The organism is Sphingomonas folli (assembly GCF_019429525.1).
GTDB classification, from domain to species: Bacteria; Pseudomonadota; Alphaproteobacteria; order Sphingomonadales; family Sphingomonadaceae; genus Sphingomonas; species Sphingomonas folii.
The window spans coordinates 71263-95975 of the sequence record NZ_JAHXZL010000015.1 but is presented as its reverse complement, the minus strand read 5'-3'; the positions used below and the strand labels follow the sequence as shown (position 1 = coordinate 95975).

General features: G+C 72.2%; 24 protein-coding genes and 1 tRNA gene. 19 read left to right on the top strand and 6 right to left on the bottom strand.

Annotated features, from left to right (window positions below; all coding sequences use genetic code 11):
• Positions 1 to 238: 238 nt before the first annotated feature.
• From glgC to KZ813_RS19565, 4 genes are read left to right on the top strand one after another with little or no spacing between them, the layout of a single operon-like run.
• Positions 239 to 1498: a glucose-1-phosphate adenylyltransferase gene (gene glgC, locus KZ813_RS19580; protein WP_219756667.1), complete on the top strand. Its 1260-nt coding sequence runs from the start codon at positions 239 to 241 to the stop codon at positions 1496 to 1498.
• A gap of 1 nt (position 1499) precedes the next feature.
• Entirely contained in the window at positions 1500 to 2951 is a 1452-nt protein-coding gene (glgA, locus tag KZ813_RS19575) for a glycogen synthase GlgA (protein WP_219756666.1), read from the top strand.
• Positions 2948 to 4567, top strand: coding sequence for an alpha-D-glucose phosphate-specific phosphoglucomutase (locus KZ813_RS19570; protein ID WP_219756665.1), 1620 nt, complete (start codon positions 2948 to 2950; stop codon positions 4565 to 4567). Before glgA ends, KZ813_RS19570 begins: the two co-directional genes overlap by 4 nt.
• The gene (locus KZ813_RS19565) at positions 4564 to 6327 is read left to right on the top strand and encodes a glycogen debranching protein (protein ID WP_219756664.1); all 1764 of its coding nucleotides are present in this window, start codon (positions 4564 to 4566) and stop codon (positions 6325 to 6327) included. Before KZ813_RS19570 ends, KZ813_RS19565 begins: the two co-directional genes overlap by 4 nt.
• On the opposite strand, the gene KZ813_RS19560 is transcribed toward KZ813_RS19565, so the two are convergent.
• Entirely contained in the window at positions 6317 to 6634 is a 318-nt protein-coding gene (locus KZ813_RS19560) for a PilZ domain-containing protein (RefSeq protein WP_219756663.1), read from the bottom strand. The two genes, KZ813_RS19565 and KZ813_RS19560, sit on opposite strands and share 11 nt — an antisense overlap.
• 86 nt (positions 6635 to 6720) lie before the next feature.
• Positions 6721 to 6794: transfer RNA gene (locus KZ813_RS19555), tRNA-Gly, on the bottom strand.
• 131 nt (positions 6795 to 6925) lie between these two features.
• On the opposite strand from KZ813_RS19555, the gene KZ813_RS19550 reads away from it, so the two are divergent.
• Positions 6926 to 7231: a chorismate mutase gene (locus KZ813_RS19550; protein ID WP_219756692.1), complete on the top strand. Its 306-nt coding sequence runs from the start codon at positions 6926 to 6928 to the stop codon at positions 7229 to 7231.
• A gap of 4 nt (positions 7232 to 7235) precedes the next feature.
• Here KZ813_RS19550 and KZ813_RS19545 read toward each other — a convergent pair whose 3' ends face one another.
• Entirely contained in the window at positions 7236 to 7997 is a 762-nt protein-coding gene (locus KZ813_RS19545; protein WP_258046969.1) for a murein L,D-transpeptidase catalytic domain family protein, read from the bottom strand.
• 229 nt (positions 7998 to 8226) lie between these two features.
• On the opposite strand from KZ813_RS19545, the gene KZ813_RS19540 reads away from it, so the two are divergent.
• Positions 8227 to 8772 carry a L,D-transpeptidase family protein gene (locus KZ813_RS19540; protein WP_308461944.1) on the top strand — a complete coding sequence of 182 codons (546 nt, stop codon included), beginning with the start codon at positions 8227 to 8229 and terminating at the stop codon, positions 8770 to 8772.
• Between the two features lie 16 nt (positions 8773 to 8788).
• Here the strand turns inward: KZ813_RS19540 and KZ813_RS19535 are convergent, their stop codons facing one another.
• Together KZ813_RS19535 and KZ813_RS19530 are read right to left on the bottom strand one after the other, a co-directional pair.
• Positions 8789 to 9535: an energy transducer TonB gene (locus KZ813_RS19535; RefSeq protein ID WP_219756661.1), complete on the bottom strand. Its 747-nt coding sequence runs from the start codon at positions 9533 to 9535 to the stop codon at positions 8789 to 8791.
• Between the two features lie 250 nt (positions 9536 to 9785).
• Positions 9786 to 10685 (bottom strand): MipA/OmpV family protein, encoded by a 900-nt coding sequence (locus KZ813_RS19530; protein ID WP_219756660.1) that lies wholly within the window; start codon positions 10683 to 10685, stop codon positions 9786 to 9788.
• Positions 10686 to 10814: 129 nt separating this feature from the next.
• On the opposite strand from KZ813_RS19530, the gene nagZ reads away from it, so the two are divergent.
• The 13 genes from nagZ (at position 10815) to KZ813_RS19465 (ending at position 23794) form a co-directional block, all read left to right on the top strand.
• Positions 10815 to 11816: a beta-N-acetylhexosaminidase gene (gene nagZ / locus KZ813_RS19525; protein ID WP_219756659.1), complete on the top strand. Its 1002-nt coding sequence runs from the start codon at positions 10815 to 10817 to the stop codon at positions 11814 to 11816.
• Positions 11817 to 12057: 241 nt separating this feature from the next.
• Positions 12058 to 12792: a segregation and condensation protein A gene (locus KZ813_RS19520; protein WP_219756658.1), complete on the top strand. Its 735-nt coding sequence runs from the start codon at positions 12058 to 12060 to the stop codon at positions 12790 to 12792.
• Positions 12789 to 13370, top strand: coding sequence for an SMC-Scp complex subunit ScpB (gene scpB / locus KZ813_RS19515; protein ID WP_219756657.1), 582 nt, complete (start codon positions 12789 to 12791; stop codon positions 13368 to 13370). Before KZ813_RS19520 ends, scpB begins: the two co-directional genes overlap by 4 nt.
• Positions 13371 to 13396: 26 nt before the next feature.
• Positions 13397 to 13636, top strand: a complete 240-nt coding sequence (locus KZ813_RS19510; RefSeq protein WP_132910323.1) for a twin-arginine translocase TatA/TatE family subunit — start codon at positions 13397 to 13399, stop codon at positions 13634 to 13636.
• 26 nt (positions 13637 to 13662) lie between these two features.
• Positions 13663 to 14094 carry a Sec-independent protein translocase protein TatB gene (tatB, locus tag KZ813_RS19505; protein WP_219756656.1) on the top strand — a complete coding sequence of 144 codons (432 nt, stop codon included), beginning with the start codon at positions 13663 to 13665 and terminating at the stop codon, positions 14092 to 14094.
• Positions 14091 to 14870: a twin-arginine translocase subunit TatC gene (gene tatC, locus KZ813_RS19500; protein WP_219756655.1), complete on the top strand. Its 780-nt coding sequence runs from the start codon at positions 14091 to 14093 to the stop codon at positions 14868 to 14870. The genes tatB and tatC overlap by 4 nt, the downstream gene beginning before the upstream one ends.
• Before the next feature lie 136 nt (positions 14871 to 15006).
• The gene (locus KZ813_RS19495) at positions 15007 to 15492 is read left to right on the top strand and encodes a YbgC/FadM family acyl-CoA thioesterase (protein WP_219756654.1); all 486 of its coding nucleotides are present in this window, start codon (positions 15007 to 15009) and stop codon (positions 15490 to 15492) included.
• Positions 15489 to 16181, top strand: a complete 693-nt coding sequence (gene tolQ / locus KZ813_RS19490; protein WP_219756653.1) for a protein TolQ — start codon at positions 15489 to 15491, stop codon at positions 16179 to 16181. The genes KZ813_RS19495 and tolQ overlap by 4 nt, the downstream gene beginning before the upstream one ends.
• 10 nt (positions 16182 to 16191) lie before the next feature.
• Positions 16192 to 16623 (top strand): protein TolR, encoded by a 432-nt coding sequence (tolR, locus tag KZ813_RS19485; RefSeq protein WP_219756652.1) that lies wholly within the window; start codon positions 16192 to 16194, stop codon positions 16621 to 16623.
• A 7-nt stretch (positions 16624 to 16630) separates the two neighbouring features.
• The gene (tolA, locus tag KZ813_RS19480; protein ID WP_219756690.1) at positions 16631 to 17605 is read left to right on the top strand and encodes a cell envelope integrity protein TolA; all 975 of its coding nucleotides are present in this window, start codon (positions 16631 to 16633) and stop codon (positions 17603 to 17605) included.
• Complete coding sequence (gene tolB / locus KZ813_RS19475; protein ID WP_258046968.1) at positions 17605 to 19230, top strand: Tol-Pal system beta propeller repeat protein TolB; 1626 nt, start codon at positions 17605 to 17607, stop codon at positions 19228 to 19230. Before tolA ends, tolB begins: the two co-directional genes overlap by 1 nt.
• A gap of 68 nt (positions 19231 to 19298) precedes the next feature.
• Positions 19299 to 19817, top strand: coding sequence for a peptidoglycan-associated lipoprotein Pal (gene pal / locus KZ813_RS19470; protein WP_219756651.1), 519 nt, complete (start codon positions 19299 to 19301; stop codon positions 19815 to 19817).
• 212 nt (positions 19818 to 20029) lie between these two features.
• Positions 20030 to 23794 carry a TonB-dependent receptor domain-containing protein gene (locus tag KZ813_RS19465; RefSeq protein WP_219756650.1) on the top strand — a complete coding sequence of 1255 codons (3765 nt, stop codon included), beginning with the start codon at positions 20030 to 20032 and terminating at the stop codon, positions 23792 to 23794.
• Between the two features lie 67 nt (positions 23795 to 23861).
• Here the strand turns inward: KZ813_RS19465 and KZ813_RS19460 are convergent, their stop codons facing one another.
• The gene (locus KZ813_RS19460; protein WP_308461942.1) at positions 23862 to 24713 is read right to left on the bottom strand and encodes an oxygenase MpaB family protein; all 852 of its coding nucleotides are present in this window, start codon (positions 24711 to 24713) and stop codon (positions 23862 to 23864) included.

The window sequence follows — 24713 nt, the reverse complement described above, 5'->3', positions numbered from 1 at the left end:
GTGAGCACCGCGATGATCATGGCCCAGGCCAGGATCGAGGGAATAATGGCCGTCATCAACCCGCGGATCAGACCGTCGGGCGAACGATACGGATATGCGCGATCCATTGCAGATCCTCTCTTATCATTGTCGTTCCTTGATACGCCATCACTGACTGAGCAACGCGGAATCTGCTCGAGCGTTCCGAACCTAACCGGCGCGCGCGCGACAGTAAAGACGATACAGAGAGGAGTCTGACGTGGACGAACGCAGAGGTCAGCCGCTGGCACGCGACGCGATGGCCTATGTTCTGGCCGGCGGCCGCGGCAGCCGGCTCAAGGAACTCACCGACACGCGCGCGAAGCCGGCGGTGTATTTCGGGGGCAAGAGCCGCATCATCGATTTCGCGCTGTCGAACGCGCTCAACTCGGGCATCCGGCGCATCGGTGTTGCAACGCAATATAAAGCGCACTCGCTGATCCGCCACCTCCAGCGCGGCTGGAACTTCCTCCGCCCCGAGCGCAACGAGAGCTTCGACATCCTGCCCGCCTCGCAGCGCATCAGCGAGTTCCAATGGTATGAAGGCACCGCCGACGCGGTCTACCAGAACATCGACATCATTCAGGACATCGCGCCCGAGTTCATGGTGATCCTGGCGGGCGACCATATCTACAAGATGGATTACGAGATCATGCTGCGGCAGCACTGCGACAGCGGTGCCGACGTGACCGTGGCCTGCCTCGAGGTGCCTCGCGCGGACGCGAGCGCGTTCGGCGTGATGCACGTCGACGAGCAGGATCGGATCATCGACTTCGTCGAGAAGCCCGCCGACCCGCCCTCGATCCCGGGCCAGCCCGATCTCGCGCTCGCCAGCCTCGGCATCTACGTCTTCCACACGCGGCTGCTGATCGACCAGCTGCGCCGCGACGCCGCGACGGAAGGGTCGGCGCGCGACTTCGGCAAGGACATCATCCCGTACCTGGTCAAGAACGGGAACGCCTATGCGCACCGCTTCTCGGCGAGCTGCGTCCGCTCGCCCGAGGAGCCCGCGGCCTATTGGCGCGACGTCGGCACGGTCGACGCTTATTGGGAGGCCAGCATCGACCTCACCGACGTGGTGCCGCAGCTCGACCTGTACGACCGCGAGTGGCCGCTCTGGACCTATTCCGAGCTGACCCCGCCCGCCAAGTTCGTCCATGATATCGAGGGGCGGCGCGGCCAGGCGGTGTCGAGCCTGATCGCGGGCGACACGATCATCTCGGGCTCGAACGTCCACCGCAGCCTCGTCTCGACCGGCGTTCGCGCGCACAGCTTTTCCTCGCTCGACGAGGCGGTGGTGCTGCCCTATTGCCACATCGGCCGCGGCGCGCGGCTGAGCAAGGTGGTGCTCGACCGGGGCGTGATCATCCCGGACGGGCTCGTCGTCGGCGAGGATCCGGAGCTCGACGGCAGCCGCTTCCGCCGCACCGACAAGGGCGTGTGCCTGATCACCCAGCCGATGATCGATCGCCTCGGCTGAGATGGCGCTCTCGGTCCTCTCGGTCGCGTCCGAGGCCTATCCGCTGGTGAAGACGGGCGGGCTGGGCGACGTCGTCGGCGCGCTGCCCGCGGCGCTGGCGCCGCACGGCGTCGACGTGACCACCTTCCTGCCCGGCTACCCGCGCGTCCTCGCCGCGCTCGAGGACTCGGGCGCGCCGCTCCACCGCTGGCCCGACCTGCTCGGCGCGCCGGCGCAGCTGCTGGAAGGCGAGCTCGCCGGCCACCGCCTGCTCGTGCTCGACGCGCCCGGCTATTTCGCGCGCGAGGGCGGCCCCTATGGCGACCCGGCAGGGCGCGACTGGGACGACAATTGGCGCCGCTTCGCCGCCTTCGCGCGCGCCGCGGCGGACGTGGCCGGCGGCGCGGTGGCGGGCGAGCGACACGACGTGCTCCACGCGCACGACTGGCAGTCGGGGCTGGCGCCGGCCTATCTCCGCTTCGCGCCGCCCGCCGAGGACGCGCCGCGCACCGTCATGACGATCCACAACATCGCCTTCCAGGGCCGCTACGACGTGGGCATCTTCGCCTCGCTGGCGCTGCCCGCGCACGCCTTCGCGGTCGACGGCGTCGAATATTACGGCGGGGTCGGCTACCTCAAGGCGGGGCTCGAGTCCGCCGACGCGATCACCACCGTCAGCCCGACCTACGCGCGCGAGATCCTCTCGCCCGACTTCGGCATGGGGTTGGAAGGGCTGATCCGCACGCGCCAGCGCCGCGTCAGCGGGATCGTCAACGGCATCGACACCGCGGTGTGGTCGCCCGCCGCCGACACGTCGCTCCCGGCGCGCTACGACGCCACCACGCTCGGCCGCCGCGCCGCCAACAAGCGCGCCGTGGAGCAGGCCTTCGCGCTCGATCCCGGCGATGGCCCGATCTTCTGCGTCGTCAGCCGGCTGACGTGGCAGAAGGGGATGGACGTGCTCGCCGACGCGATCCCCGCGCTGGTCGAGCGCGGCGGGCGGCTGGCGCTGCTCGGCTCGGGCGACGCCTGGCTGGAACAGGCCTTCCGCGACGCCGCCGAGCGCTTCCCCGGCCAGGTCGGCGTGCGGCTCGGCTATGACGAGGCGCTGTCGCACCTGCTCCAGGCGGGCAGCGACGCGATCCTGATCCCGTCGCGCTTCGAGCCGTGCGGCCTGACCCAGCTCTACGGGCTCGCCTACGGCTGCGTGCCCGTGGTGGCGCGCACCGGCGGCCTCGCCGACACCGTGATCCACGCCAATGCCGCCGCGCTGGCGGCGGGGGTTGCCACCGGTATTCAGTTCGATACCGTCACGTACGAGTCACTGGCGGGTGCGATCGCGCTGGCGACCGACCTCTACGCCGATGCCGCGCGCTGGGAGCAGATCCAGCGCGCCGGCATGGCGGCCGATTTCTCATGGGCGACGAGCGGTCGCCGCTACGCGCAATTGTACAGGGAGCTGCTCGCCGCATGATCGTCACCGAAGCCACCACGCCGTTCGACGACCAGAAGCCCGGCACCTCGGGGCTGCGCAAGAAGGTGCGCGTGTTCGAGCAGCCCAACTACGCCGAGAACTTCATCCAGTCGGTGTTCGATGTGGTCGACGGCAAGGAGGGCGCCACGCTCGTGATCGGCGGCGACGGCCGCTACCTCAACCGCGCCGTGATCCAGAAGGCGATCCGCATGGCCGCGGCCGCTGGCTTCGCGCGCGCGGTGGTGGGGCAGGGCGGCATCCTCTCGACCCCGGCGGCGTCGAACGTGATCCGCCGGCGCGGCGCGCTCGGGGGGCTGGTGCTGTCGGCGAGCCACAATCCCGGCGGCCCCGACGAGGACTTCGGGATCAAGTACAATGTCGCGAACGGCGGCCCCGCGCCCGAGAAGGTGACCGAGGCGATCCACGCGCGCACCCTGTCACTCAGCGAGTGGCACGCCGCCGACAGCGCCGACGTCGACCTGGACGCGCTCGGCGAGGTGACGGTGGAGGGCATGACGGTCGAGGTGATCGACCCCGTCGCCGATTATGCCGCGCTGATGGAGCAGCTGTTCGACTTCGCCGCGATCCGCGCCGCCGGTCTGACCGTGGCGTTCGACGCGATGAGCGCGGTGACCGGGCCGTACGCGACCGAGATCCTCGAGCGTCGGCTCGGCTTCGCGCCGGGCACGGTGCGCAACGGCACGCCGCTGGAGGATTTCGGCGGGCACCATCCCGATCCCAACCTCGTCCACGCGCGCGCGCTGTACGAGCTGATGATGTCCGCCGACGCGCCCGACTTCGGCGCCGCCTCGGACGGCGACGGCGACCGCAACCTGATCATCGGGCGGAACCGCTTCGTCACCCCCTCGGACAGTCTCGCGATGCTCGCCGCCAACGCGCATCTCGCGCCGGGGTACAAGAGCGGGCTCAAGGGCATCGCGCGCTCGATGCCGACCAGCGCCGCGGCCGACCGCGTCGCCGAGAAGCTCGGCATCCCGGCCTATGAGACGCCGACCGGCTGGAAGTTCTTCGGCAATTTGCTCGACGCCGGCATGGCGACCATCTGCGGCGAGGAGAGCGCGGGCACCGGCAGCGACCATGTCCGCGAGAAGGACGGGCTGTGGGCGGTGTTGCTGTGGCTCAACATCCTCGCGGCGACGGGCAAGAGCGTCGATCAGATCGCGCGCGAACATTGGGCCACCTACGGCCGCAACTATTACGCGCGCCACGATTACGAGGGCGTCGACAGCGCCGCGGCGGACACGCTGATGCGCGCGCTGCGCGGCCAGCTGGCGTCGCTGCCGGGCACCGAGGTCACCGGGCTGACGATCGCGGCGGCCGACGATTTCGCCTATGAGGACCCGACCGACGCGTCGGTCAGCCGCCACCAGGGGGTGCGCGTGCTGTTCGAGGGCGGCAGCCGCGTCGTCTTCCGCCTCTCGGGCACCGGCACCAGCGGCGCGACGCTGCGCGTGTACCTCGAGCGCTACGAGCCCGCGGGCGGTCAGCTCGACGCCGAGACCGGCGACATGCTCGCCGACATCGTCGCCGCGGCCGAGCAGCTCGCCGCGATCCGCCAGCACACCGGCCGCGAGCGCCCCGATGTCGTGACGTGACCGCGACGGTCGAGGCGGGGGGCGTCGCCTTCGCGGTGCGCGCCCCCGCCGCGACGGCGCTGTGGCTCTGCTTGTTCGACGGCGAGGCGGAGCGTCGCGTCGCGATGGTGCGCGACGGCGACGACTGGCGCGCCCATGTCGCCGGCGCGCGCGAGGGCGCTCGCTACGGCTTCCGCGCCGAGGGCGAGGCGCCGTTCGATCCGGCCAAGCTGCTCGTCGACCCGCAAGCGACCGAGCTCGACCGACCCTTCGTCTATGACCCGCGGCTGGCCGAACGTGGCGCCGACACCGCCGCGCAGGTGCCCAAGGCGATCGTGCGCGCGCCGCTGCCGCCGCTCGACCTGCCGCCGCTCACGCGCGCGGGCGGGCTGATCTACGAGCTCAACGTCCGCGGTTTCACCATGCTGCACCCCGACGTGCCCGCGGCGCAGCGCGGCACCGTCGCGGCGCTGGCGCACCCCGCGGTGATCGCGCACCTGCGCAAGGTCGGCGTCGGGGCGGTCGAGCTGATGCCGATCGTCGCCTGGGTCGACGAGCGCCACCTGCCGCCGCTCGGCCTGCGCAACGCCTGGGGCTACAACCCGGTGGTGCCGATGGCGCTCGACCCGCGGCTGGTGCCCGGCGGGATGCGCGAGCTGCGCGACACCGTCGCGGCGCTGCGCGCGGCGGGGATCGGCACGATCCTCGACCTCGTCTTCAACCATAGCGGCGAGAGTGACACGCTCGGCCCGACGCTGTCGCTGCGCGGGCTCGACGACACCGCCTACGCGCGCGCGCCCGACGGCACGCTGATCAACGACACGGGGACGGGCAACACGCTCGATGTCGCGCAGCCCTGGGTGCGCGCGCTGGTGCTCGACTCCTTGCGCCACTTCGTCGCGCGCGCGGGCGTCGACGGCTTCCGCTTCGATCTCGCCACGGTGATGGCGCGCGGCCCCGGCTTCGCCGCCGACGCGCCGATCTTCGCCGCGATCGCCGCCGACCCGCTGCTGCGCGACCGCGTGATGATCGCCGAGCCGTGGGACACGGGGCCGGGCGGCTACCAGCTCGGCGCCTTCCCGGAGAGCTGGTGGGAGTGGAACGACCGCTACCGCGACGACGTCCGCCGCTTCTGGCGCGGCGACGGGAGCGCGGGCGCGCTGGCGACGCGGCTGTCGGGCTCGAGCGACGTGTTCGGGGCCGAGCGCACGCGCGGGGTCAGCTTCGTCGCCGCGCACGACGGCTTCGCGCTCGCCGATCTCGTCGCGCACGGGGAGCGCCACAACCACGCCAACGGCGAGGGCAATCGCGACGGCCACGCGGGCGAGATCGCCTGGAACAACGGCGTCGAGGGAGAGAGCGACGATGCCGCGGTGCTGCAACGTCGCGGCGCCGACGCGCGCGCGCTGCTCGCGACGCTGTTCGCCACGCGCGGCACGATCCTGCTCACCGCCGGCGACGAGTTCGGCCGCACCCAGCGCGGCAACAACAACGCGTACGCGCAGGACAATGCCACCACCTGGCTCGACTGGACGGGGCGCGACGTCGCGCTGGAGGATGCCGTCGCCGAGCTGGCGGCCCGGCGCCGCGCGATACCCGCGCTCACCGATCCGACGCTGCGCCACGACGCGCGCTGGTATCGGCTCGACGGGGCGCCGATGCGCGACGGCGACTGGGCCAAGGCGGAGGGGTTCGAGCTGCGGCTGCCCGAGTTCACGCTGCGGGTCGACCGCGTCGCGCGCTCCGTGGCGCTGACCCCGGTCGCGCCGCTCAGCCGCTGATCGCGACCGGCGCGGCGTTGCTGCTCGCCTCGACGACGCGGCGCAGCTCGTGCGAGTTGAGCGTCTTCATGAACTCGCAGCCGAACACGTCGCCGTCGTGCCAGGCGATCCGCGCGTGGTGTTCGCTGCCCCCCGGCAGCGAGAATTTGAGCAGCGTGCCGACCGCGAGCGGCAGCGAGATGCGCGCGCGCAGGCCGTTGGCCGAGACGTCGAGGATGGTCACCGAGATCGCGACTCGCGCCATCGCGCGACACTCGGTGTTGAAGCGCGGGTCGCGCCGGTGATCGATATCAGGCTGCGAGGCCACGCGGAACATCCCCCCCTTGGTGTCGGGACGGATCTTAGCACGCGCTGGTTAACGATCGGTAAGGCGGGATGAACGCGGGGGGGGTGTGGAGCGGGTGAAGGGAATCGAACCCTCGTCGTAAGCTTGGGAAGCTTCTGCTCTACCATTGAGCTACACCCGCGTCCCGGTGCGCCGGGAGGCCCAGCGCGCGTAACCGATTCGCGTCGCATGGGCAAGCGTCATCCCCGCCGCGACGTGACCGCGCCGCCGCGCCGCTGGACAGCGCCGTCGCGCGAGGGCAGGCAGCGCGGCATGACCGAGATCCTCGCCGGCCCCGATTGTACCAACATGGCGGAGGTGCGCGCGGGCGTCGACGCGCTCGACCGCGAGCTGGTCACGCTGCTGCGCCGTCGCTTCGACTATATGGACGCCGCCGCGCGCATCAAGCCCGAGCGCGGACATGTGCGCGACGAGGCACGCAAGGCGCAGGTGATCGCGCAGGCGCGCGCCGCCGCCGAGGCGCAAGACCTGCCCGGCGACGCGATCGCGGCGCTGTGGGAGCATCTGGTCGAGGCGTCGATCGCCTATGAGCTGGCGGCGTTCGACCGCCGCCGCTGACGCGTCACACCTTCGCGGCGTAGATCATCCGGCCCGGCCCGAGCCGCTCGAACACCTCGGTCAACTCGCTCTCGCCGACCGCGAAACAGCCCTGGCTGCGCCCGAGCATGCCGCGCTGCCGGATCATCTCCGGGTTGGCATACCAGGCGGCATGGACCACGATCGCGCGCGACAGAGCGTTGTCGTTGGTGCGGTCCAGACCGATCAGCCGCTGCGACTTGCCGTGCTTGCCGACGTAATAGTCGGCCGCGAGGAAGGCGCCCTCGCACGAGGCGTTCGAGCCGTCGGTGTTCGAGAAGCGCTGGAGATAGCCGGTATGCGTCGGGTCCGAGCCGCTGCCGTGCGCGACCAGTTTCGACACGGTGCGCCCGCTCTCGAGGTTGATCAGGTGGAAGCGCGGCTCGCTCGAGCCGGCGCTGAAGTCCGCCACCGCGATGCGGTCGCGCTGCGCGACGCGATCGCCGTGACGCTCCAGCGCGGCCAGCGCGCGCTGCAGCAGCCGCGGGTTGACCCCCGGGGCCGAGATCGCGGCCGGCCGCGCCGGCGCCGCCAGCACGGGGCGCGGCGCGGGGGCGTGCGGCGTCTCGAAGAAGTCGTGCGGCACCAGGCTCTCGGGCGCGCCGCGCGCGCGATCGCGCATCCCGGCCGACACCGCCCCCGGGATCATCAGAGCACCCGCGAACAGTCCGCCGGTCTTCAACAAAGCACGGCGCGAATGCACCCGGTCGTGCGTGTCCATCATCACTTCGGCTAATCCCCGCTCCATTGCCTTGGATATAGCATGGACCTGGTTAACGATCGTCAACGTTTGCGGCGTGCCGTGCGCTCGTTCCGATCACTTGCCGCGAAAGCGCAACGCTTCGTCGCTGGCACCAAAAGGCTAATGGCGCGTTTGTTGCAGTGACTGACCCGGACGCGATCACGCGGCGGGCGGATATACGACCGTGATGGAGGACTGGATGCGGCGATTCGCTGCTCGTGGAGTCGTGCGTTCCGTGGCGTCCGCGATCGCGGCGCTCGCCCTGGTGGCGGTCGTGGCGCCGGCCGCGGCCGAGGCGATGGACGATCTCGCGATCACCGAGGCGGCCGCCGTGATGCCGCCGGGGCGCTTCCTCTGGGCCGACGATCCCGCCGCCTCGGGGCCGGTGAGCGTGCTGATCTCGCTGCCCGACCAGCGCGCCTATGTGTTTCGCGGGAGCAAGATGATCGCGGCATCGTCGGTATCGACGGGCTCCGACGAGAAGCCAACCCCGCTCGGGCGCTTCACCGTCCTCGAGAAGAAGGCGATGCACCGCTCCAACCTCTACGACGACGCGCCGATGCCGTTCATGCAGCGGCTGACCTGGGACGGCGTCGCGCTGCACGCCGGGCGCAACCCGGGCTTTCCCGCCTCGCACGGCTGCGTGCGGCTGCCCGCGGCCTTCGCCAAGAAGCTGTTCGCGGCCACCGCGCTGGGGGCGACGGTCGAGGTGACCGACGAGGCCTATGTCGCGGGCGCGATGATGGAGCCGGCCGGCGGGCGCGAACTGGCGCGGCGCTGAGGCCGGTCGGCGCGGGTCAGCGTCCCGTCGGCTCGGCCTCGATCACCCACTCGTGGTTCTCCAGGATCCACGCCGGCACCGCCCGCCCGGACGCGTCGCGCGACGGGTCGTAGCGGAAACGGCGCTGGATCAGCCGGCAGGTCGTCGCATCGAGCGAGTCGCTGCCGCTCGAGCGCATCACCTCGCAGTCGCGCACGCGGCCGTCGGTCCACACCAGGAACTTGACCGTCACCGTGCCCTGGAAGCCGGCCTCGCCGACCTCGGGCGGGTAGTCGGCGTCGGTCAGCTGGCCGCGCTTCCACACCGGTGCGCTGTCGCCCCCACCGCCGCCGTCGCCGTCGCCCCAGCCACCGCTGCCGGTGCCGTCGCCGGCCCCCCCGGCGCCCGTCCCGGGGCCGACCCGCTCGGTCGCGCCCTGGGTCGGCGCGCTGCCGGCGAAGGGCTTGAGCGCGACGGTGATCGGCGGCGGCGGGACCGGCACGACCACGATCGGACGCGGCGCGGCCACCTGAGTCGCCTGGCTGCGGATATTGGCGGGCGCGGCGCGCCCGGAGCGGCGCGGACTCGCCGCGCGCAGCGGCGCCACCTTCGTCTCGGGTCGCGGCGGCGGGGGCGTGACCCGGAACAGCGCGAGGCCCTGGTCGACCCGCGCGCGCACGGCCCCGCCCGCGAGCCCGGTCAGCAGCGCCCAGCCGAGCAGCGCCGTCAGCGCCGCCGAGGCGAGCGCCGCCCCGTACCGATCCTGCCGAGCTGCCGCGTACATGGGCCCTATATGGGGGAGGCGCGATGAATTGCGCGTGAGCGGAGCGAGGTGGCCGGGTGGCGTCTCGCCGACGCCGATCGCGGATCCGCCACCGTCGTCGAGAAGGTCATCGCGAACACGTCCCTGGATCCGCGGTGCGGGTTTGTCCTCGGCCGGTGCGCGCCGGGACGAGTGGATCGTTACACGTTTCCAGGGTGACCCGCGATCGGCGAAGCCGCGCGATCGCGTGATGTCCCGTCCCGCGCCCGCGTCACCGCCGGATCGAGAAGGTGTAGGTCAGCGCGATCCCGGCCGAGAGCTGGTCCTGCGAGTTCACCCGGCGGATCACCGGCGAGCGCGCGGCGTCGTCGATCAGCCGCTGGTACACCGCCTGCGCCTGCACCCCCCAGCGCGGCGTCAGCGCGTAGAGCACGCGGCTGGTCGCGCCGAGCGACTGGATCCCGCCGCCGGGCGAATAGGCCGCCAGCCCAGTGCGCGCCGCCGCCTCGGGCGAGACGCCGAACCAGGCGCGCTGGTAGCGCGAGTCGGTCACCACCACGCGCGGGCCGAGCGAGACCAGCCAGGCGTCGCGGTCGCGGCGGACATAGTCGACGCCGAGCTGGCTGATCCAACCCTCGTGGCCGCCCAGCCCCTTGCGCAGCTCGCCGTGCCAGCGCCAGCGGTCCTCGGTCCAGGTCTGCGCGTAGCCGCCCAGCTCGACCGTGCGCCCGACCGCCGGCAGGCCGGGGACGATGTCGTCGGTGCGGCGCCGGCCCTGCAACTCCACCGTCGGGCCGAACTCGGTGCGGCCGCGGCGGATCAGCGCGATCGTCGTACCGTCGTCGGGCGCGCCATAGCCGAACGGCGTGTCACCGCGCGCGCGCGCCACGCTGATCATCGGGGTGAGCCGCAGCGCGTCGTTGCCGGGGAAGCCGGGGACCAGCTGCGGCCCGAGCCCGACTCGCACGCGCAGCGGCTCGCGCCGCTTCGCCTGCCCCGGTTCGGTCGGGATCAGCGGCTGGTCCGCCAGCACGTCGGGCTCGGCGCCCGTGGGCGCGGTCGCGTCGGGCGGTCCGGCGCGCTGCTGCGCGGACGCGGGCGATGCGGCCAGCGCCCCGGTGATGAAGGTGATCGAGGCGATCGCGAGCGCGCCCAGGATGCGATACGACATGCGACTCCCCTCCGCGCCGCGGCAGACAGGGTTCAACGCCCGACCCGCGCCGCGGGGTCCGACGCGCTACGCCGCACCCCATCATAGAGGATTTCCCCCGCCCGCCAGGGCGCTCTACAAGCCGCGCGCATGAAGCCCGTCATCTTCGGCCTGTCCGGCCTCGAGCTCAGCGCGTCCGAGCGCGACTTCTTCCGTGCCGCGCGGCCCGCCGGCTATATCCTGTTCAAGCGCAACGTCGCCGATCGCGCCCAGCTGCGAAGGCTGACCGACTCGCTGCGCGCGCTGGAGGGGCGCGACGACGTGCCCATCCTGGTCGACCAGGAGGGCGGCCGCGTCGCGCGGCTCGGGCCGCCCGAGTGGCCGGCGTTCCCGGCTGGGCCGGCGTTCGACCGGCTGTACGAGCTGGCGCCGGTGTCGGCGATCGAGGCGGCACGCGCCAACGCGCACGCGCTGGGCCTGATGCTGGCCGAGATGGGGATCACGGTCGACTGCCACCCGATCCTCGACGTGGCGCGGGCGGACACGACCGAGGCGATCGCGTCGCGCGCCTTCGGCGGCGAGCCGATGCGCGTCGCCGCGCTGGGCCGCGCCACGCTGGAGGGGCTGGCGGCGGGCGGGGTGGTCGGAGTCGTCAAGCATATGCCCGGGCACGGCCGCGCGGTGGTGGACACGCACTATCACCTCCCCACCGTCACCGCCTCGGCGGAGGAACTGGAGGACGATCTGGCGCCGTTCCGCGCGCTGGCGCACGCGCCGATGGGGATGACGAGCCACATCGTCTTCGAGGCGTGGGACCGCGAGCGCCCCGCGACGCTGTCGCCGGTGCTGATCGAGCAGGTGATCCGCGGCGCGATCGGCTTCGACGGGCTGCTGATGACCGACGACATCGACATGAAGGCGCTCTCGGGCACCGCGGGCGAGAAGGCCGCGGGGGCGATCGCGGCCGGGTGCGACCTGGTGCTCGACTGCTGGGCGCGCATGCCCGAGATGGAGGAGATCGTCGCGCGGCTGGACGATATCGCGCCGGTGTCGCTGGCACGACTGGCGCGCGCGATGGCGACGCTGACCCCGCCCGCGGGCGACATGGCCGCGCTGCTCGACACGCGCGACCGGCTGCTGGCGCTGGTGTAGGCTTCGATAGTAGCGTGAGCCGCTTGCCCTGAGCTGTTCCCCGGCGGAGGCCGGGGGCCAGTCTGGAAAGGCTGTCCTGGGTCCCACCGTCGCCCCCACCTGGCCCCGGCGTTCGCCGGGGAACAGCTTGTCGTTAGGGCGGCCGGAGCCACCGCCACCCCTAGCCGCACCGGGCGCCACGTGCCACGGTACCGCCCATGTGCCGCGTCAGCGCCTTGCCCCCACGTCCCGGTGCCGCGCGGTGAGCGACGTGCCCGAGCAGCTGACGCTCGACCTCGACGGCTGGGAGGGCCCGCTCGACCTGCTGTTGTCGCTCGCGCGCGCGCAGAAGGTCGACCTGCGCGAGATCTCGATCCTCGCGCTGGTCGAGCAATATCTCCGCTACGTCGAGCGCGCGCGCGTGCTCCAGCTCGAGCTCGCCGCCGACTATCTCGTGATGGCGGCGTGGCTGGCCTATCTCAAGTCGGCGCTGCTGCTGCCGCGCGACCCCGAGGTGGAGCCCGACGCCGACGAGCTGGCGACGCGGCTGCAGCTGCGGCTGGAGCGGCTCGACGCGATGCGCGACGCCGGCGCGCGGCTGATGGCGCGCGACCGGCTCGGCCGCGACGTCTTCCGCCGTGCCGCGCCGGAGGGCCTGCGCACCGTGCGCCGCGCGCAGTGGACCGCCGACCTGTACGAGCTGATGACCGCCTACGGCCGCGTCTCGGCGCGCTCGCGCCCGGTGATGCACGTGGTCCACGATCGCGAGGTGATGACGCTGGAGGCGGCGATCGCGCGGGTCGCGGCGCTGGTGGGCAGCGCGGTCGACTGGCGCGCGATCGAGGCGTTCCTGCCCGAGCAGGCCAGCGTCGCCCTGCGCCGCTCGGCGCTGGCGTCGAGCTTCCTCGCCGCGCTCGAGCTGGCGCGGCAGGGGCGGGTGGAGCTGCGCCAGGAGGCGCCGTTCGCGCCGCTCTACCTGCGCCGGCCCGCGGCGTGAGCGCCGCGATCGAGCGCGCGGTCGAGGCGGTGCTGTTCGCCAGCGCCGAGCCGCTCTCGCTCGACTCGCTGCGTGCCTATGTCGGCGACGGCGACGGCAGCAGCGACCTGCGGGCCGCGCTCGCCGCGGTGGCCGAGCGGTATCGCGGGCGCGGCGTCGAGCTGGTCGAGCGCGGCGGGCGCTGGCACTTCCAGACCGCGCCCGACCTCGCGCACCTGCTGCGCCGCGACCGCGAGGAGGTGCGCCGGCTCAGCCGCGCGGGGATCGAGACCCTCGCGATCATCGCCTATCACGAGCCGGTCAGCCGCGCCGAGATCGAGGCGATCCGCGGCGTCCAGGTCGCCAAGGGGACGCTCGACGTGCTGATGGAGGCGGGCTGGGTCCGACCCGCCGGGCGGCGCGAGGTGCCGGGGCGCCCGCTCACCTACGCCACGACCCCGGAGTTCCTGTCTCATTTCGGGCTCGCCAGCCGGCGCGACCTCCCCGGGCTCGACGATCTGCGCGCCGCGGGGCTGCTCGATCCGGTCGATCTCGCCTTCGAGCAACTCGCGGTAGAAAAAGACGCCGACGAGGACTAGATGACACTCAATTAGGAGATTCCGTGATGGGCAGCTTCAGTCTTCCGCATATCCTCATCCTCGCGATCGTGGCGGTCCTGCTGCTCGGCGGCGGGCGTTTCTCGAACCTGATGGGGGACGTCGCCAAGGGTGTGAAGAACTTCAAGAAGGGCATGGCCGAGGAGGACGCGGAGGATCGCGCCCCCAAGCCTCGGATCGAGGCGCAGTCGAGCGCCGAGCCGGCCTTCGACCGCGACGCCGACCGAGTCCGCGAGGAGCGGCGCTGATCCCTCGCATCCGGCCGGCACGCTGAATGTTCAACATCGATTCGTCCGAGTTCCTGCTGGTCGCGCTGGTCGCGCTGGTGGTGATCGGCCCCAAGGACCTGCCCAAGGCGATGCGGGTGGTCGGCTATTGGGTCGGCCGCGCGCGCGCGGTGGGGCGTCAGTTCCGCGCCGGCTTCGACGAGATGGTGCGTGAGGCCGAGCTGGAGGAGATGGAGAAGAAGTGGAAGGCGGAGAATGAGCGGATCATGCGCGAGCACCCGATGATCCCGCCGCCCCCGCCCGAGCCGGCCGAGCACGCCCCCGCGCAGATCGGGCACGCGCCCGCCGACGCGGCGGCACCCGCCGTTCCGCAGGAGGCGCCGCCCGAGGACCATCCGCCGGTGATGGTGGAGCAGCCGCACGTCGTGCCGGGCGCGCCCCATGAATCCCCCGCGGCCGACAGCAAGGCACCGTCGTGAGCGAGGTCGTCGACGAGCTCGAAGACAGCCGCGCGCCGCTGCTCGACCATCTGCTCGAGCTGCGCCGCCGCCTGCTCTACTGCATCGCCGCGGTGGTGCTGTCGTTCGCGGTGTGCTGGTATTTCGCCGAGGACATCTTCGCCTTCCTCGTCCAGCCGCTGCTGGGCGCGGGGCAGAAGACGCTGATCTACACGCAGCTGTTCGAGGCCTTCTTCGTCCAGGTGAAGGTGGCGTTCTTCGCCGCGACGATGATCTCCTTCCCGGTGATCGCGATGCAGCTGTGGCAGTTCATCGCGCCCGGCCTGTACCGCAAGGAGAAGCGCGCGCTGCTGCCGTTCCTGCTGGCGACGCCGGTGCTGTTCCTGCTCGGCGCGTCGATGGCCTATTACGTCGCCATCCCGATGGCGCTGCACTTCCTGCTCGGCTTCTCCGGCGACGTCGGCGGGGTGCACCAGCAGGCGCTGCCGGCGATGGGCTATTATCTCAGCTTCGTCATGCAGTTCCTGTTCGGCTTCGGTGCCGCCTTCCTGCTGCCGGTGCTGCTGATGCTGCTCGAGCGCGCCGGGATCGTGACGCGCAAGCAGCTGATCGGCGCGCGGCGCTACGCCATCGTCGGCGCCTTCGCGATCGCGGCGGTGCTGACGCCGCCCGACGTCGGCTCGCAGCTGCTGCTCGCGATCCCGCTGGTGATCCTCTACGAGTTGGCGATCGTCGGCATCTGGTTCACCGAGCGCAAGCGCGCGCGCGAGACCGCCGCGGCGGTCGAGGCGGAATAGCGCCGCTCGCCCGCCGCCCCGCCCGGGCGCGGTACCCGCCGGGGAGGGAGGCGTAGGGGACCGCGACACCGCGGTGACCCACGTCGCCGCCAAGCGGGGTTCCCACCCCCCGGCGCATCGGTTACCAGCCCTAGCCATGACGGCGGGCGGCCAGGATCAGCCAGCGGAGGGGCGGTTCGCGGGGAGGGTGCACCTCTTCCCGCTGCGCGTCTATTTCGAGGACACGGATCTGTCGGGCGTCGTCTATCACGCCAACTACCTGCGCTACATGGAGCGCGCCCGCTCGGACATGCTAAGGGCGGCGGGGATCGACCAGCGCGCGCACTTCGAGGCGGGCGGCGGCGCCTATGCCATCGCCGACCTGCGCATCCGCTACGCCGCGCCGGCGCGGCTCGGCGACGCGCTGCTGGTCGAGAGCATTGTCGCGCAGGCGCGCGCCGCCAGCGTGGTCATTCATCAGACAGTCAGGCGCGGCACGGAAATGCTGGCGCGGGCGGAGGTCACCGCGGCACTGGTCGGCACCGACGGTCGGCCGCGGCGCCAGCCGGCGGCCTGGCTCGAGCAGTTCCGCCGCCTCGCCGCCACCGCCGCGGCGGACACCACAGGGGAAGAGACGCCTTGAATCCGATCTTGCAGACCGACGCCGCGACGCTGTCGCCGATCGCGCTGTTCCTCCAGGCCGATTGGGTGGTGAAGGGCGTGATGCTGGGCCTGCTGCTCGCCAGCGTGTGGACCTGGGCGATCATCATCGGCTTCTGGCTCAAGCTGGGCCGCACCAAGAGGAAGAGCGCGCAATTCGAGCGCGACTTCTGGAAGGCCGACGACATCGACGCCTTCTACAAGGCCAACGGCCAGACCAACCTGCCCTCGGCGCGCGTGCTCGCCGCGGGCGTCACCGAGTGGCGCCGCTCGACCAACGGCAACGCGATCGACCGCGACGGCACGCGCGAGCGGCTGGGCACCGTGATGGGCGCCGCGGTGGCCAAGGAGATCGACGACATCTCGGACCGGCTCAACGTGCTCGCCACGGTCGGCGCGGTGGCGCCGTTCGTCGGGCTGTTCGGCACGGTGTGGGGCATCATGCGCAGCTTCACCGCGATCGCCAGCCAGCAGAACACCAGCCTCTCGGTGGTGGCGCCGGGCATCGCCGAGGCCTTGTTCGCCACCGCGATCGGGCTGTTCGCGGCGATCCCCGCGGTGATCGCGTACAACCGCTTCGGCCACGCGATCAACCGCATCGAGGCGCGGCTCAACCGCTTCGCCGACGGCTTCCACGCCACGCTGTCGCGCCAGCTCGACGGCGAGCGCTGAGGGCCGCGCCGTGGCGATGAACCTCCCCTCCACGCGCGGCAGGGGCCGCAAGGCGCCGATGGCGGAGATCAACGTGACGCCGCTGGTCGACGTCATGCTGGTGCTGCTGATCATCTTCATGGTCACCGCGCCGCTGCTCACCCAGGGCGTGCCGGTGAACCTGCCCGACAGCCGCGCCAAGCCGCTCGACCAGGACCAGCAGCCGACCGAGATCTCGCTCGACGAGCAGGGCCGCATCTTCGTCGCCAAGGAGGAGGTGCCCGCCGACGCGCTGCCGTCGCGGCTCGCCGCGATCGCGGCGACGGGGAAGGACGGCCAGCCGCCCCAGGTGTTCCTGCGCGCCGACCGCGGGCTCGACTATGGCCGCGTGATGCGCGTGATGGGCGAGCTGAACCGCGCCGGGCTCAACCGCGTCGCGCTCGTCACGGTCGGTGAGGACTGACGCGGACGTGGAGCGCGCCGAGAAGATCGGGCTGGGAGTCGCGGCGGCCGGGCACATCCTGCTCTTCGGCCTGCTGTCGGTCGGCTTCCTCGACACGCCCAACCCGATCAAGCTGAAGCAGAACCCGGTCGAGGTGAGCCTCGTGCAGGACGTCGCGCTCGAGGCCGCCGCGCCCGCGGCGACCGAGCCGCCGTCGCAGCGCGTGTCGCCCGAGGCGGGCGAGCCGGTCGACTCGCCCCCGCCCGCCGCGGCGCCGCCCGCGCCGGTGCCCGCGCCCGCGCCGGTCCCCGAGCCGCGTCCCGAACCCAGGCCGGAGCCGAAGCCCGCGCCGCCCAAGCCCGCCCCGCCCAAACCAGCGCCGCCCAAGCCGGCGCCCGCGCCCCGGCCCGAGCCGAGGCCGCAGCCCAGGCCCAAGCCCGCCCCGGCCGCGGAGAAGGCGCCGAGCAAGGCCGCGCCGACCAAGCAGCAGAGCGCCGCGAGCGCGCCGAGCAAGGCTAAGGCGCCCGCCGCCGCGGCCAAGGGCGAGGGCAAGACCGAGACCGCCAAGGCCGAGCGCGCCAAGGGCGGCCGGCTCGGCAGCGACTTCCTCAAGGGCCTCACCGCGGAGAAGAGCAGCGCCAGGGAGAGCGACGCGCCGCCCTCCGCGGCGCGGGTCGACGCGCGCGCGCTGGCGGGGATCCAGCAGGCGATCGCGCGCCAGATCCAGCCCTGCGCCGACCGCCAGGTGGATCCCGGCCCCGGCGCCAACCAGATCGTCACCACGCTCAACCTGCGGCTCAACCGCGACGGCACGCTGGCGGCGGTGCCGACGGTGGTGAAGCAGACCGGGGTGGACGGCGACAACCAGCGCTACGCGCGGCGCGTGGTCGATCTCGGCGTCGCCGCGTTCAAGGGCTGTTCGCCGCTCAAGCTGCCGGCCGAATATTACGCCACCGCCAACGGGGGGTGGAGCAACATCAACTACAATTGGAAGCTGCGGTGATGCGAATCCGACTCTGCGGTACCTCGGCACTGGGCTTCGGCCCGGTGACCTCCTCTTCGGCCGTCACCTCGCCAGGTGTGGTCCCCGAAGGCTCCACCCCGGCGGACGCCGGGGTCCAGTTGGGGGACGTCTCGCGAGGATCACGAGGGCCTTCCCACCTGGACCCCGGCGTTCGCCGGGGTGGCAGTGAGGGTCGACTGAGCTCGCGCGCCGCCGCCCGCGCCAGCCTCACCGCGCTCCTCGCCTCCGCGCTCACCCTCCTCGCCACCCCCGCCGCGGCGCAGCTCGTCCCGCCCGCCGGCACCCCCGCGGCACCAGCGCCCGCGCAGCAGCCCGGCGCCGCGCCCGCGGGCCAGACCCCGCCGCCGCTCGAGGTGGACGTCACCGGCGGCATCTCGGCGCCGATGCCGATCGCGATCCCGCCGATGCCGACCCAGTCGGTGGTGCAGACTCCCGCCGGCCCGACCGACCGGCTCGGCCGCCAGCTCAGCGAGATCGTCGCCAACGACCTGCGCAACTCGGGGCTGTTCAACCCGCTGGCGTCGGGCGCCACGCGCGCGATCGCCTTCCCCGAGGTGACCGCGCCCGCCTATGACTATTGGGGCGGCTCGGGCGCGCAGGCACTGGTGCAGGGCTATATCCGCGCCAACGGGGACGGCACGCTGACGGTCGGCTGCTACCTCTACGACGTCTCGGCGCGCACCGAGCTGACGCGCCAGGGCTTCGTCGTGCCGCCGTCGGACTGGCGCCGCGCCGCGCACAAATGCGCCGACATGGTCTACACCCGCCTCACCGGGGAGGGCGCCTATTTCGACAGCCGCGTCGTCTATGTCAGCGAGACCGGGCCCAAGGCCAACCGCATCAAGCGGCTCGCGATCATGGACCAGGACGGCGCCAACAGCCGCTTCCTCACCGCGGGCTCCTCGATCGTGCTGACGCCGCGCTTCGCGCCCAACCAGCAGTCGATCGTCTATATGAGCTACGTGGGGAGGACGCCCGCCATCTACATCTACGAGCTCGGCTCGGGGCGGCAGCGGCTGGTGGTGCAGAACGTCGCCACCACCTTCGCGCCGCGCTTCTCGCCGGACGGGCGCTACATCCTGTTCTCGATGGCGCAGGCGGGCAACACCGACCTGTACCGCGTCTCGGCGGCGGGCGGCACGCCGCAGCGGCTGACCAACGCGCCGGGCATCGACACCGGCGGCAGCTACTCGCCCGACGGGTCGAGGATCGTGTTCGAGAGCGACCGCTCGGGCGGGCAGCAGATCTACGTGATGAACGCGGACGGATCGAACCAGCAGCGCATCAGCTTCGGCGGCGGGCGCTACGCCACGCCGGTGTGGAGCCCGCGCGGCGACCTGATCGCCTTCACCAAGATCCAGGGCGCGTTCCGCATCGGCATCATGAGCCCGAGCGGATCGGGCGAGAAGCTGCTGACCAACAGCTGGCAGGACGAGGGCCCGTCGTGGAGCCCCAACGGCCGCGTGCTGATGTTCTTCCGCCAGGGCCGCGGCAACGCGGGCAAGGCCGACCTGTGGTCGGTCGACCTGACGGGCGTCAACGAGCGCCGCGTGCCCACCCCGCTCGACGGCTCGGACCCCGCCTGGGGGCCATTGCGCCCGTGAGCGGAAGCGGCGACACTCGTCGCTGAGACACGACAACCACGATATCGGCGAACACGGGAGAACATGCGATGGCACGACTGACGACCACCCTGTTGATGGCGACCGCGCTGGTCGCCACCGCGGCCTGCTCGAAGAAGCGCCCCGACGTGCTGCCGCCCGCGCCCGGCGGCGCGCCCGAGGCGCCGCCGTCGACCGGCGCGACCGATCCCAACGGCGGGATCACGCCGGGCTCGGCGGCCGATTTCAAGCGCTCGGCGCAGAGCGACACGGTGCTGTTCGGGCTCGACATGTATGACATCGACGGCACCGCGCGCGGCATCCTCGACAGCCAGGCGGCGTGGCTGACGCGTTATCCCAACGTGCGCATCACGGTGGAGGGCCATGCCGACGAGCGCGGCACGCGCGAGTATAATCTCGCGCTGGGCGACCGCCGCGCCAACGCGGCGAAGAACTATCTCGTCGCGCGCGGCATCGCGCCGGGGCGGATCACCACGATCAGCTACGGCAAGGAGCGCCCGGTCGCGCTCGGCTCGGACGAGGAGAGCTGGGCGCAGAACCGCCGCGCGGTCACCGTCGTGGTGGGCTGAGCGGGGCGGGGGTGACCCGTCGTGGTGAGCGCGAGCGCGTGATCACCGCAATGTGTCACCCAATGCGGTGAGCCTACCGGCGCCCTGCCGGTAAGTTACTGAGAAGTCTAACGCCGTGATTCTGTTGCTTCCGGGTAACAGAGTTGCGGCGTTTTTATTGCACGTCGCAGTCTCGCTCTCCGGCCGATGGCGGCCGCACGAGGGGGCGAGGCATGAGGAGAGTGACGTTACTGGCCGCGACCGCGCTGGTGGGCGGCGCGATGGTACCGGCGATCGCGCGGGCGCAGGCCGCGCCCGACACGCCCGCGGTGGACGAGCCCGCCAGGGACGTGGTGGTCACCGGCTCGCGCATCGTCCGGCCCGCCTATGAGGGCGTGATCCCGGGCGCGCAGGTCAGCGGCGAGCAGATCCAGCGCCGCGCCTTCACCAACGTGCTCGACGCGCTCACCGACGTGCCGCTGATCGAGGCCGGTGCCTCGCCTTATGGCACCAACGGTGGCCAGCCCTCGAGCCTCGGCCAGTCGTACGTCGACCTGCTCGGGCTCGGCTCGAACCGCACGCTGACGCTGCTCAACGGCCGCCGCTACGTCTCGGGCAACGCCGCGACGCTGTTCGTCGCCGGCAATATCACCGGCTCGCAGGTCGATCTCGGCGCGCTGCCCGCCGCGCTGATCGAGCGCACCGACGTGGTCACCGTCGGCGGCGCGGTCGCTTACGGCTCGGACGCGGTCGCCGGCGTGGTCAACATCGTGCTCAAGGACCATTTCCAGAGCATCAGCGCCGGTGCGCTGAGCGGGTTGACCGCGCGCGGCGACGGTGCGCGCCAGCGGCTCAGCCTCGTGGCGGGGCGCGATCTCGCCGGCGGCCGCGGCAACGTCACGCTGGCAGTGGAATATGATCACGACGACGCGCTCACCGGCGACCGCCGCGCCGGCCGTCGCGCGGGCTATTTCGCGCCGACCTCGTTCCGCAACGGGGGCAGGCGCGACACGGCGTACCAGCCCTCGCTCGATGGCGGCGGCGGGAGCGCGTTCTTCGCGGCCAACGCCGACGGCGTGCCCAACAACATCGCGGGCGCGGGCTATCTCGGCGGGTCGCTGCTCGAGTCCTTCCCCGGCGCGGTGTTCAGCTTCGCCGCGCCAGGCTATCTCGGCGACTATCTCCCCGCCGCCTATCAGGGGCCTACCACCACCGATCCGAACGATCTCGACGTGTCGCCGCATTATCGCCCGCAGGCCCTGTGGTCGATCGCGGGCAACCTGAACATCGTCCCCGGCCGTCCGGTCGGCATCGGCAGCGGCTGTCGCGTGACCGATCTCAGCGGCTTCTGCGCCTTCGCCCCGGCGTCGCTGCCGGGCACGCGCGCGAGCGATGCCGGCGCGACGGCGCGCGACGCCTTCGACGCGGCGGTGATCGCGCGCTTCGCTCCCGCGCTGGCCGGGGCGGGCGGCAGCGCGGCGCAGCGCGACTCGCTCGCGCTCAACCTGCTCCAGGCCCATCTGCCGACGCCGCGCGAGTATCTCGCGCAGCATCCCGGCGCCGACATCAACGCCTTCCTCGGGACGTTCACGCGCGGCTTCCTGACGAAGACGAACACGGACGCGGCGACGCGCGGGGCACTGCCCCGGGTGGCGGTCCCGCTACGCTTCGACGCCGCCGGCGGCCTCTCGCCGATCCTGCCGGCGGTGATCAGCGACGCGGCGGTGACGCCGAGCACCACCGGCGGCGCGATCGGCGGCGACGCGGTCGCGCTCGGCGACACGTCGAGATACGTCACGCTCCACGTCCAGCAGGATCGCGCCCTCGCCACGCTGCTGGGCCATTATGACGTGGGCACGGGACTGACGCTCTATACCGAGAACCAATATGCGCACCTGCGCTCGATCGCGCCGCGCAACGGGGCCAACGTCAACAGCATCGCGGCCTCCACCGCCGAATATACCGTGCTGACGATGCAGCTCGCCAACCCGTTCCTCAGCGACCAGGCGCGCGACCAGCTCCGCGCCGCGGGGGTGACCGACCGGTTCCTGCTGTCGCGGCGCAACCAGGATCTGGTGGGTGACAGTCCGGTCACGTCGGTCAGCGACGTCTATCGCACCGTCATCGGCGCGCGCGGTACCTTCCCCGCCTTCGGTAGGACGACACATTATGATGCCTCGCTGAGCTACGGCCGCGACGATCTGACGGTGCGGCAGTACAGCCTGCTCGACGTGGAATATGCGCTCGCCGCCGACGCGGTGCGCGACGCCAGTGGCAGGATCGTCTGCCGCGCGCAGACCGCCGGGGCGGACGCGGTCGGGCGGACGCCGCGCGGCGTGGTCGGCGAGGAGATCGTGCGCGAGAAAGGCGCGGACGGCCGCTACGTCGAGCGACGGCTGCGGCGCGTCGCCACCGCCGCGCAGGTGGCCGCGTGCCAGCCGCTCGATCTCTTCGGCTATGGCCGGATGTCGGCCGCGGCACGCGGCTATGTCGCCGCGCCGATGACGATGCACAATCGCTCGGAGATGGTCTTTGGCCAGGCCACGCTGTCGGGGGCAGTGGCCGACCTGCCCGGCGGCGCGCTGCGCTACGCGCTGTTCGGCGAATATCGCCGCGAGGGGCTCGACTATCGTACCGACCGGCGTTCGCACGACGGGGCGCTGCGATGGGCGCCGCTGGCGCCGACGGAGGGACATATCCAGTCGGTCGAGTTCGGCGGCGAGACCAGCGTCCCGCTGCTGGGCCAGGATGTCGGCGCACCGCTGTTGCGCGGTCTGACGCTCAATCCCGGGATCCGCTTCGTCCGCCAGAGCGGTGCCGCGCCCGACGTCAGCCTGCTCGACGGCGGCACGCTGGTGCAGCACCAGCAGGGCAAGTGGAACCGGGTCTGGTCGTTGGCGGGGACGTGGACGCCGTTCGACGGCCTGCTGTTCCGCGGCAACATCACGCGATCGATCCGCCAGCCCAATATCAGCGAGCTGTTCCTCGGGGGTCAGTCGGCCTTCACTACCCCGACCGATCCCTGCGCCTCGAACCAGATCGGGCAGGGCACGCGTCCCGCGCTGCGGCTCGCCAACTGCCGCAAGGCGGTCATCGACGCCGGCCTGGCCAGCGACACCGCCGGCGCGGACCGCTTCCTCAACGATTACGTCCCCTCCGGCGCGACCATCACCGGCGTGTACGACGGCACGCCCGGGCTCCGCCCCGAACGCGGCCGCAGCTGGACGGTGGGAGCGATCCTGACGCCGGCGGTGCTGCCACGGCTGCGGCTGGGCGTCGACTATCTGCGCGTCCGCTTGGTCGATCAGATCGCGCCGGGCGACATCGACACGGCGATGCAGCTCTGCCTCGACAGCCCGGGCTATCCGAACAACCGCCGCGAGATCGGGGCGAACACCTGCGACTTCTTCAGGCGGATCCCGGCTGGCAGGGAGCGCGCCTTCGAGGTCGACAACGGCTTCACCACCGGCTTCATCAACCTCGGCAAGCTGCAGGTCGAGGCCGCGAACGCCACGCTCGACTATCGCGTGCCGCTGGGGGAAGGGGCCCTCGCCCTGTACGGCAACGTCTACCGGCTGTTCCACTATCTCTCCGCGCCCGACAACGATCTCGCGCTGGCGCAGGAGAGCGCGGGCAGCATCGGCGTCAGCAAGTGGCGGACGCAGCTGCGTCCGTCCGTCGAGCGCGGCGGCTTCTTCGCGCAATGGGTGTGGAACTGGTACGAGGGGACGCGCTATTTCTCGAGCGGCGCGCCGGTCGCGGGCACCGACGCGCGGAACGAGGTGCGCGACTTCATCCGCGTGCCGGCCTACAGCCTGCACGATGCCTCGATCGGCTACAGCTTCGGTGAGCAGCGGCGCTTCGGCGTGACGTTCAACGTCCGCAACGTCTTCGACAAAATGACGGCGGGGACGATGGCGCAGTCGTACGCCTTCGGCAGCGGGATCGTCGACGACTTCGGTCGCCGCCTCACGCTGAGCGTCGACGTGACATGGTGAGGCGACTGGGCCCCGCCGTCGCGACTCACGCCGCGTCGCCCGCTCGTCCCTCGCAGGACCGAGGCCCTCACCGCGTCTTCAGCGCCCAGCGCAGCACGCGGCTCATGCCGTCGGCGCCGGCGCGGATCGCGGGGCGCGCGGCGGCGCTCGGCAGGCGGCCGTGCAGCGCCGCCGCCCAGCCCGGGAGCAGGTCCACCGCCGCCGCCCCCGCCAGCGCTAGCGCCGCCGCGCCCGCCGCGTCGTCGCCCGGCGCGAGCAGCGCCGCGGCCACCTCGCGCGTGCGATGGTCGGCGCGCAGCGCGGGCAGCACGCGCGCGTAATAGTCCGCCACCGCGGCGCGCGAGCGCGGCACCTCGGTCGCACCGAGCTTCTCCGCCACCACCGCGGTGTCGGCGAGGTAGCGGTCCTGCGCGGCGGCGCTTAGCGAGGGGTCGCGATAGCGCAGATAGGCGCGCAGGAAGCTGTCCACCTCGGCGACGTGGATCCAGGTGAGCAGCGCCGGGTCGTCGGCGCGATAGGGCGTGCCGTCGGGCAGCGTGCCGGTGACATGCTCGTGGACGCGGCGCACCTGCGCGATCGCGCGCGCGGCGGTGTCGCTCGCGCCGAAGGTGGTGACCGCGATGAAGCTCGCGGTGCGGCGCAGCCGGCCGAGCCGGTCGTCGCGGAAGCCGCTATGGTCCCAGACGCCGGCGAGCGCGCGCGGGTGAAGCATCTGGAGCAGCAGGGCGGAGATGCCGCCGATCATCATGGCGGCGAAATCGGCGTGCACCGCCCAGGCGGGCGAGTCGCGCGCGATCAGCCCGGGATCGCCGGGGGGGCGCGCCAGGTCGAGCCGCTCGCTCGCCACCAGCGCGCGCAGCCGGTCACCGAGCGCGCCGCGCGCGCGCTCGACCAGCCCGGTGGCGGGGGCGTCGGTCAC

What these genes read in the sequence shown, in the direction of transcription:
- glgA (WP_219756666.1), top strand. Translation starts at nt 1,500, where the DNA reads ATGGCGCTCTCGGTCCTCTCGGTCGCGTCCGAGGCCTATCCGCTGGTG.
- KZ813_RS19570 (WP_219756665.1), top strand. Translation starts at nt 2,948, where the DNA reads ATGATCGTCACCGAAGCCACCACGCCGTTCGACGACCAGAAGCCCGGC.
- KZ813_RS19550 (WP_219756692.1), top strand. Translation starts at nt 6,926, where the DNA reads ATGACCGAGATCCTCGCCGGCCCCGATTGTACCAACATGGCGGAGGTG.
- KZ813_RS19545 (WP_258046969.1), bottom strand. Translation starts at nt 7,997, where the DNA reads ATGGAGCGGGGATTAGCCGAAGTGATGATGGACACGCACGACCGGGTG.
- KZ813_RS19535 (WP_219756661.1), bottom strand. Translation starts at nt 9,535, where the DNA reads ATGTACGCGGCAGCTCGGCAGGATCGGTACGGGGCGGCGCTCGCCTCG.
- KZ813_RS19530 (WP_219756660.1), bottom strand. Translation starts at nt 10,685, where the DNA reads ATGTCGTATCGCATCCTGGGCGCGCTCGCGATCGCCTCGATCACCTTC.
- nagZ (WP_219756659.1), top strand. Translation starts at nt 10,815, where the DNA reads ATGAAGCCCGTCATCTTCGGCCTGTCCGGCCTCGAGCTCAGCGCGTCC.
- KZ813_RS19510 (WP_132910323.1), top strand. Translation starts at nt 13,397, where the DNA reads ATGGGCAGCTTCAGTCTTCCGCATATCCTCATCCTCGCGATCGTGGCG.
- tatB (WP_219756656.1), top strand. Translation starts at nt 13,663, where the DNA reads ATGTTCAACATCGATTCGTCCGAGTTCCTGCTGGTCGCGCTGGTCGCG.
- KZ813_RS19495 (WP_219756654.1), top strand. Translation starts at nt 15,007, where the DNA reads ATGACGGCGGGCGGCCAGGATCAGCCAGCGGAGGGGCGGTTCGCGGGG.
- tolB (WP_258046968.1), top strand. Translation starts at nt 17,605, where the DNA reads ATGCGAATCCGACTCTGCGGTACCTCGGCACTGGGCTTCGGCCCGGTG.
- pal (WP_219756651.1), top strand. Translation starts at nt 19,299, where the DNA reads ATGGCACGACTGACGACCACCCTGTTGATGGCGACCGCGCTGGTCGCC.
- KZ813_RS19465 (WP_219756650.1), top strand. Translation starts at nt 20,030, where the DNA reads ATGAGGAGAGTGACGTTACTGGCCGCGACCGCGCTGGTGGGCGGCGCG.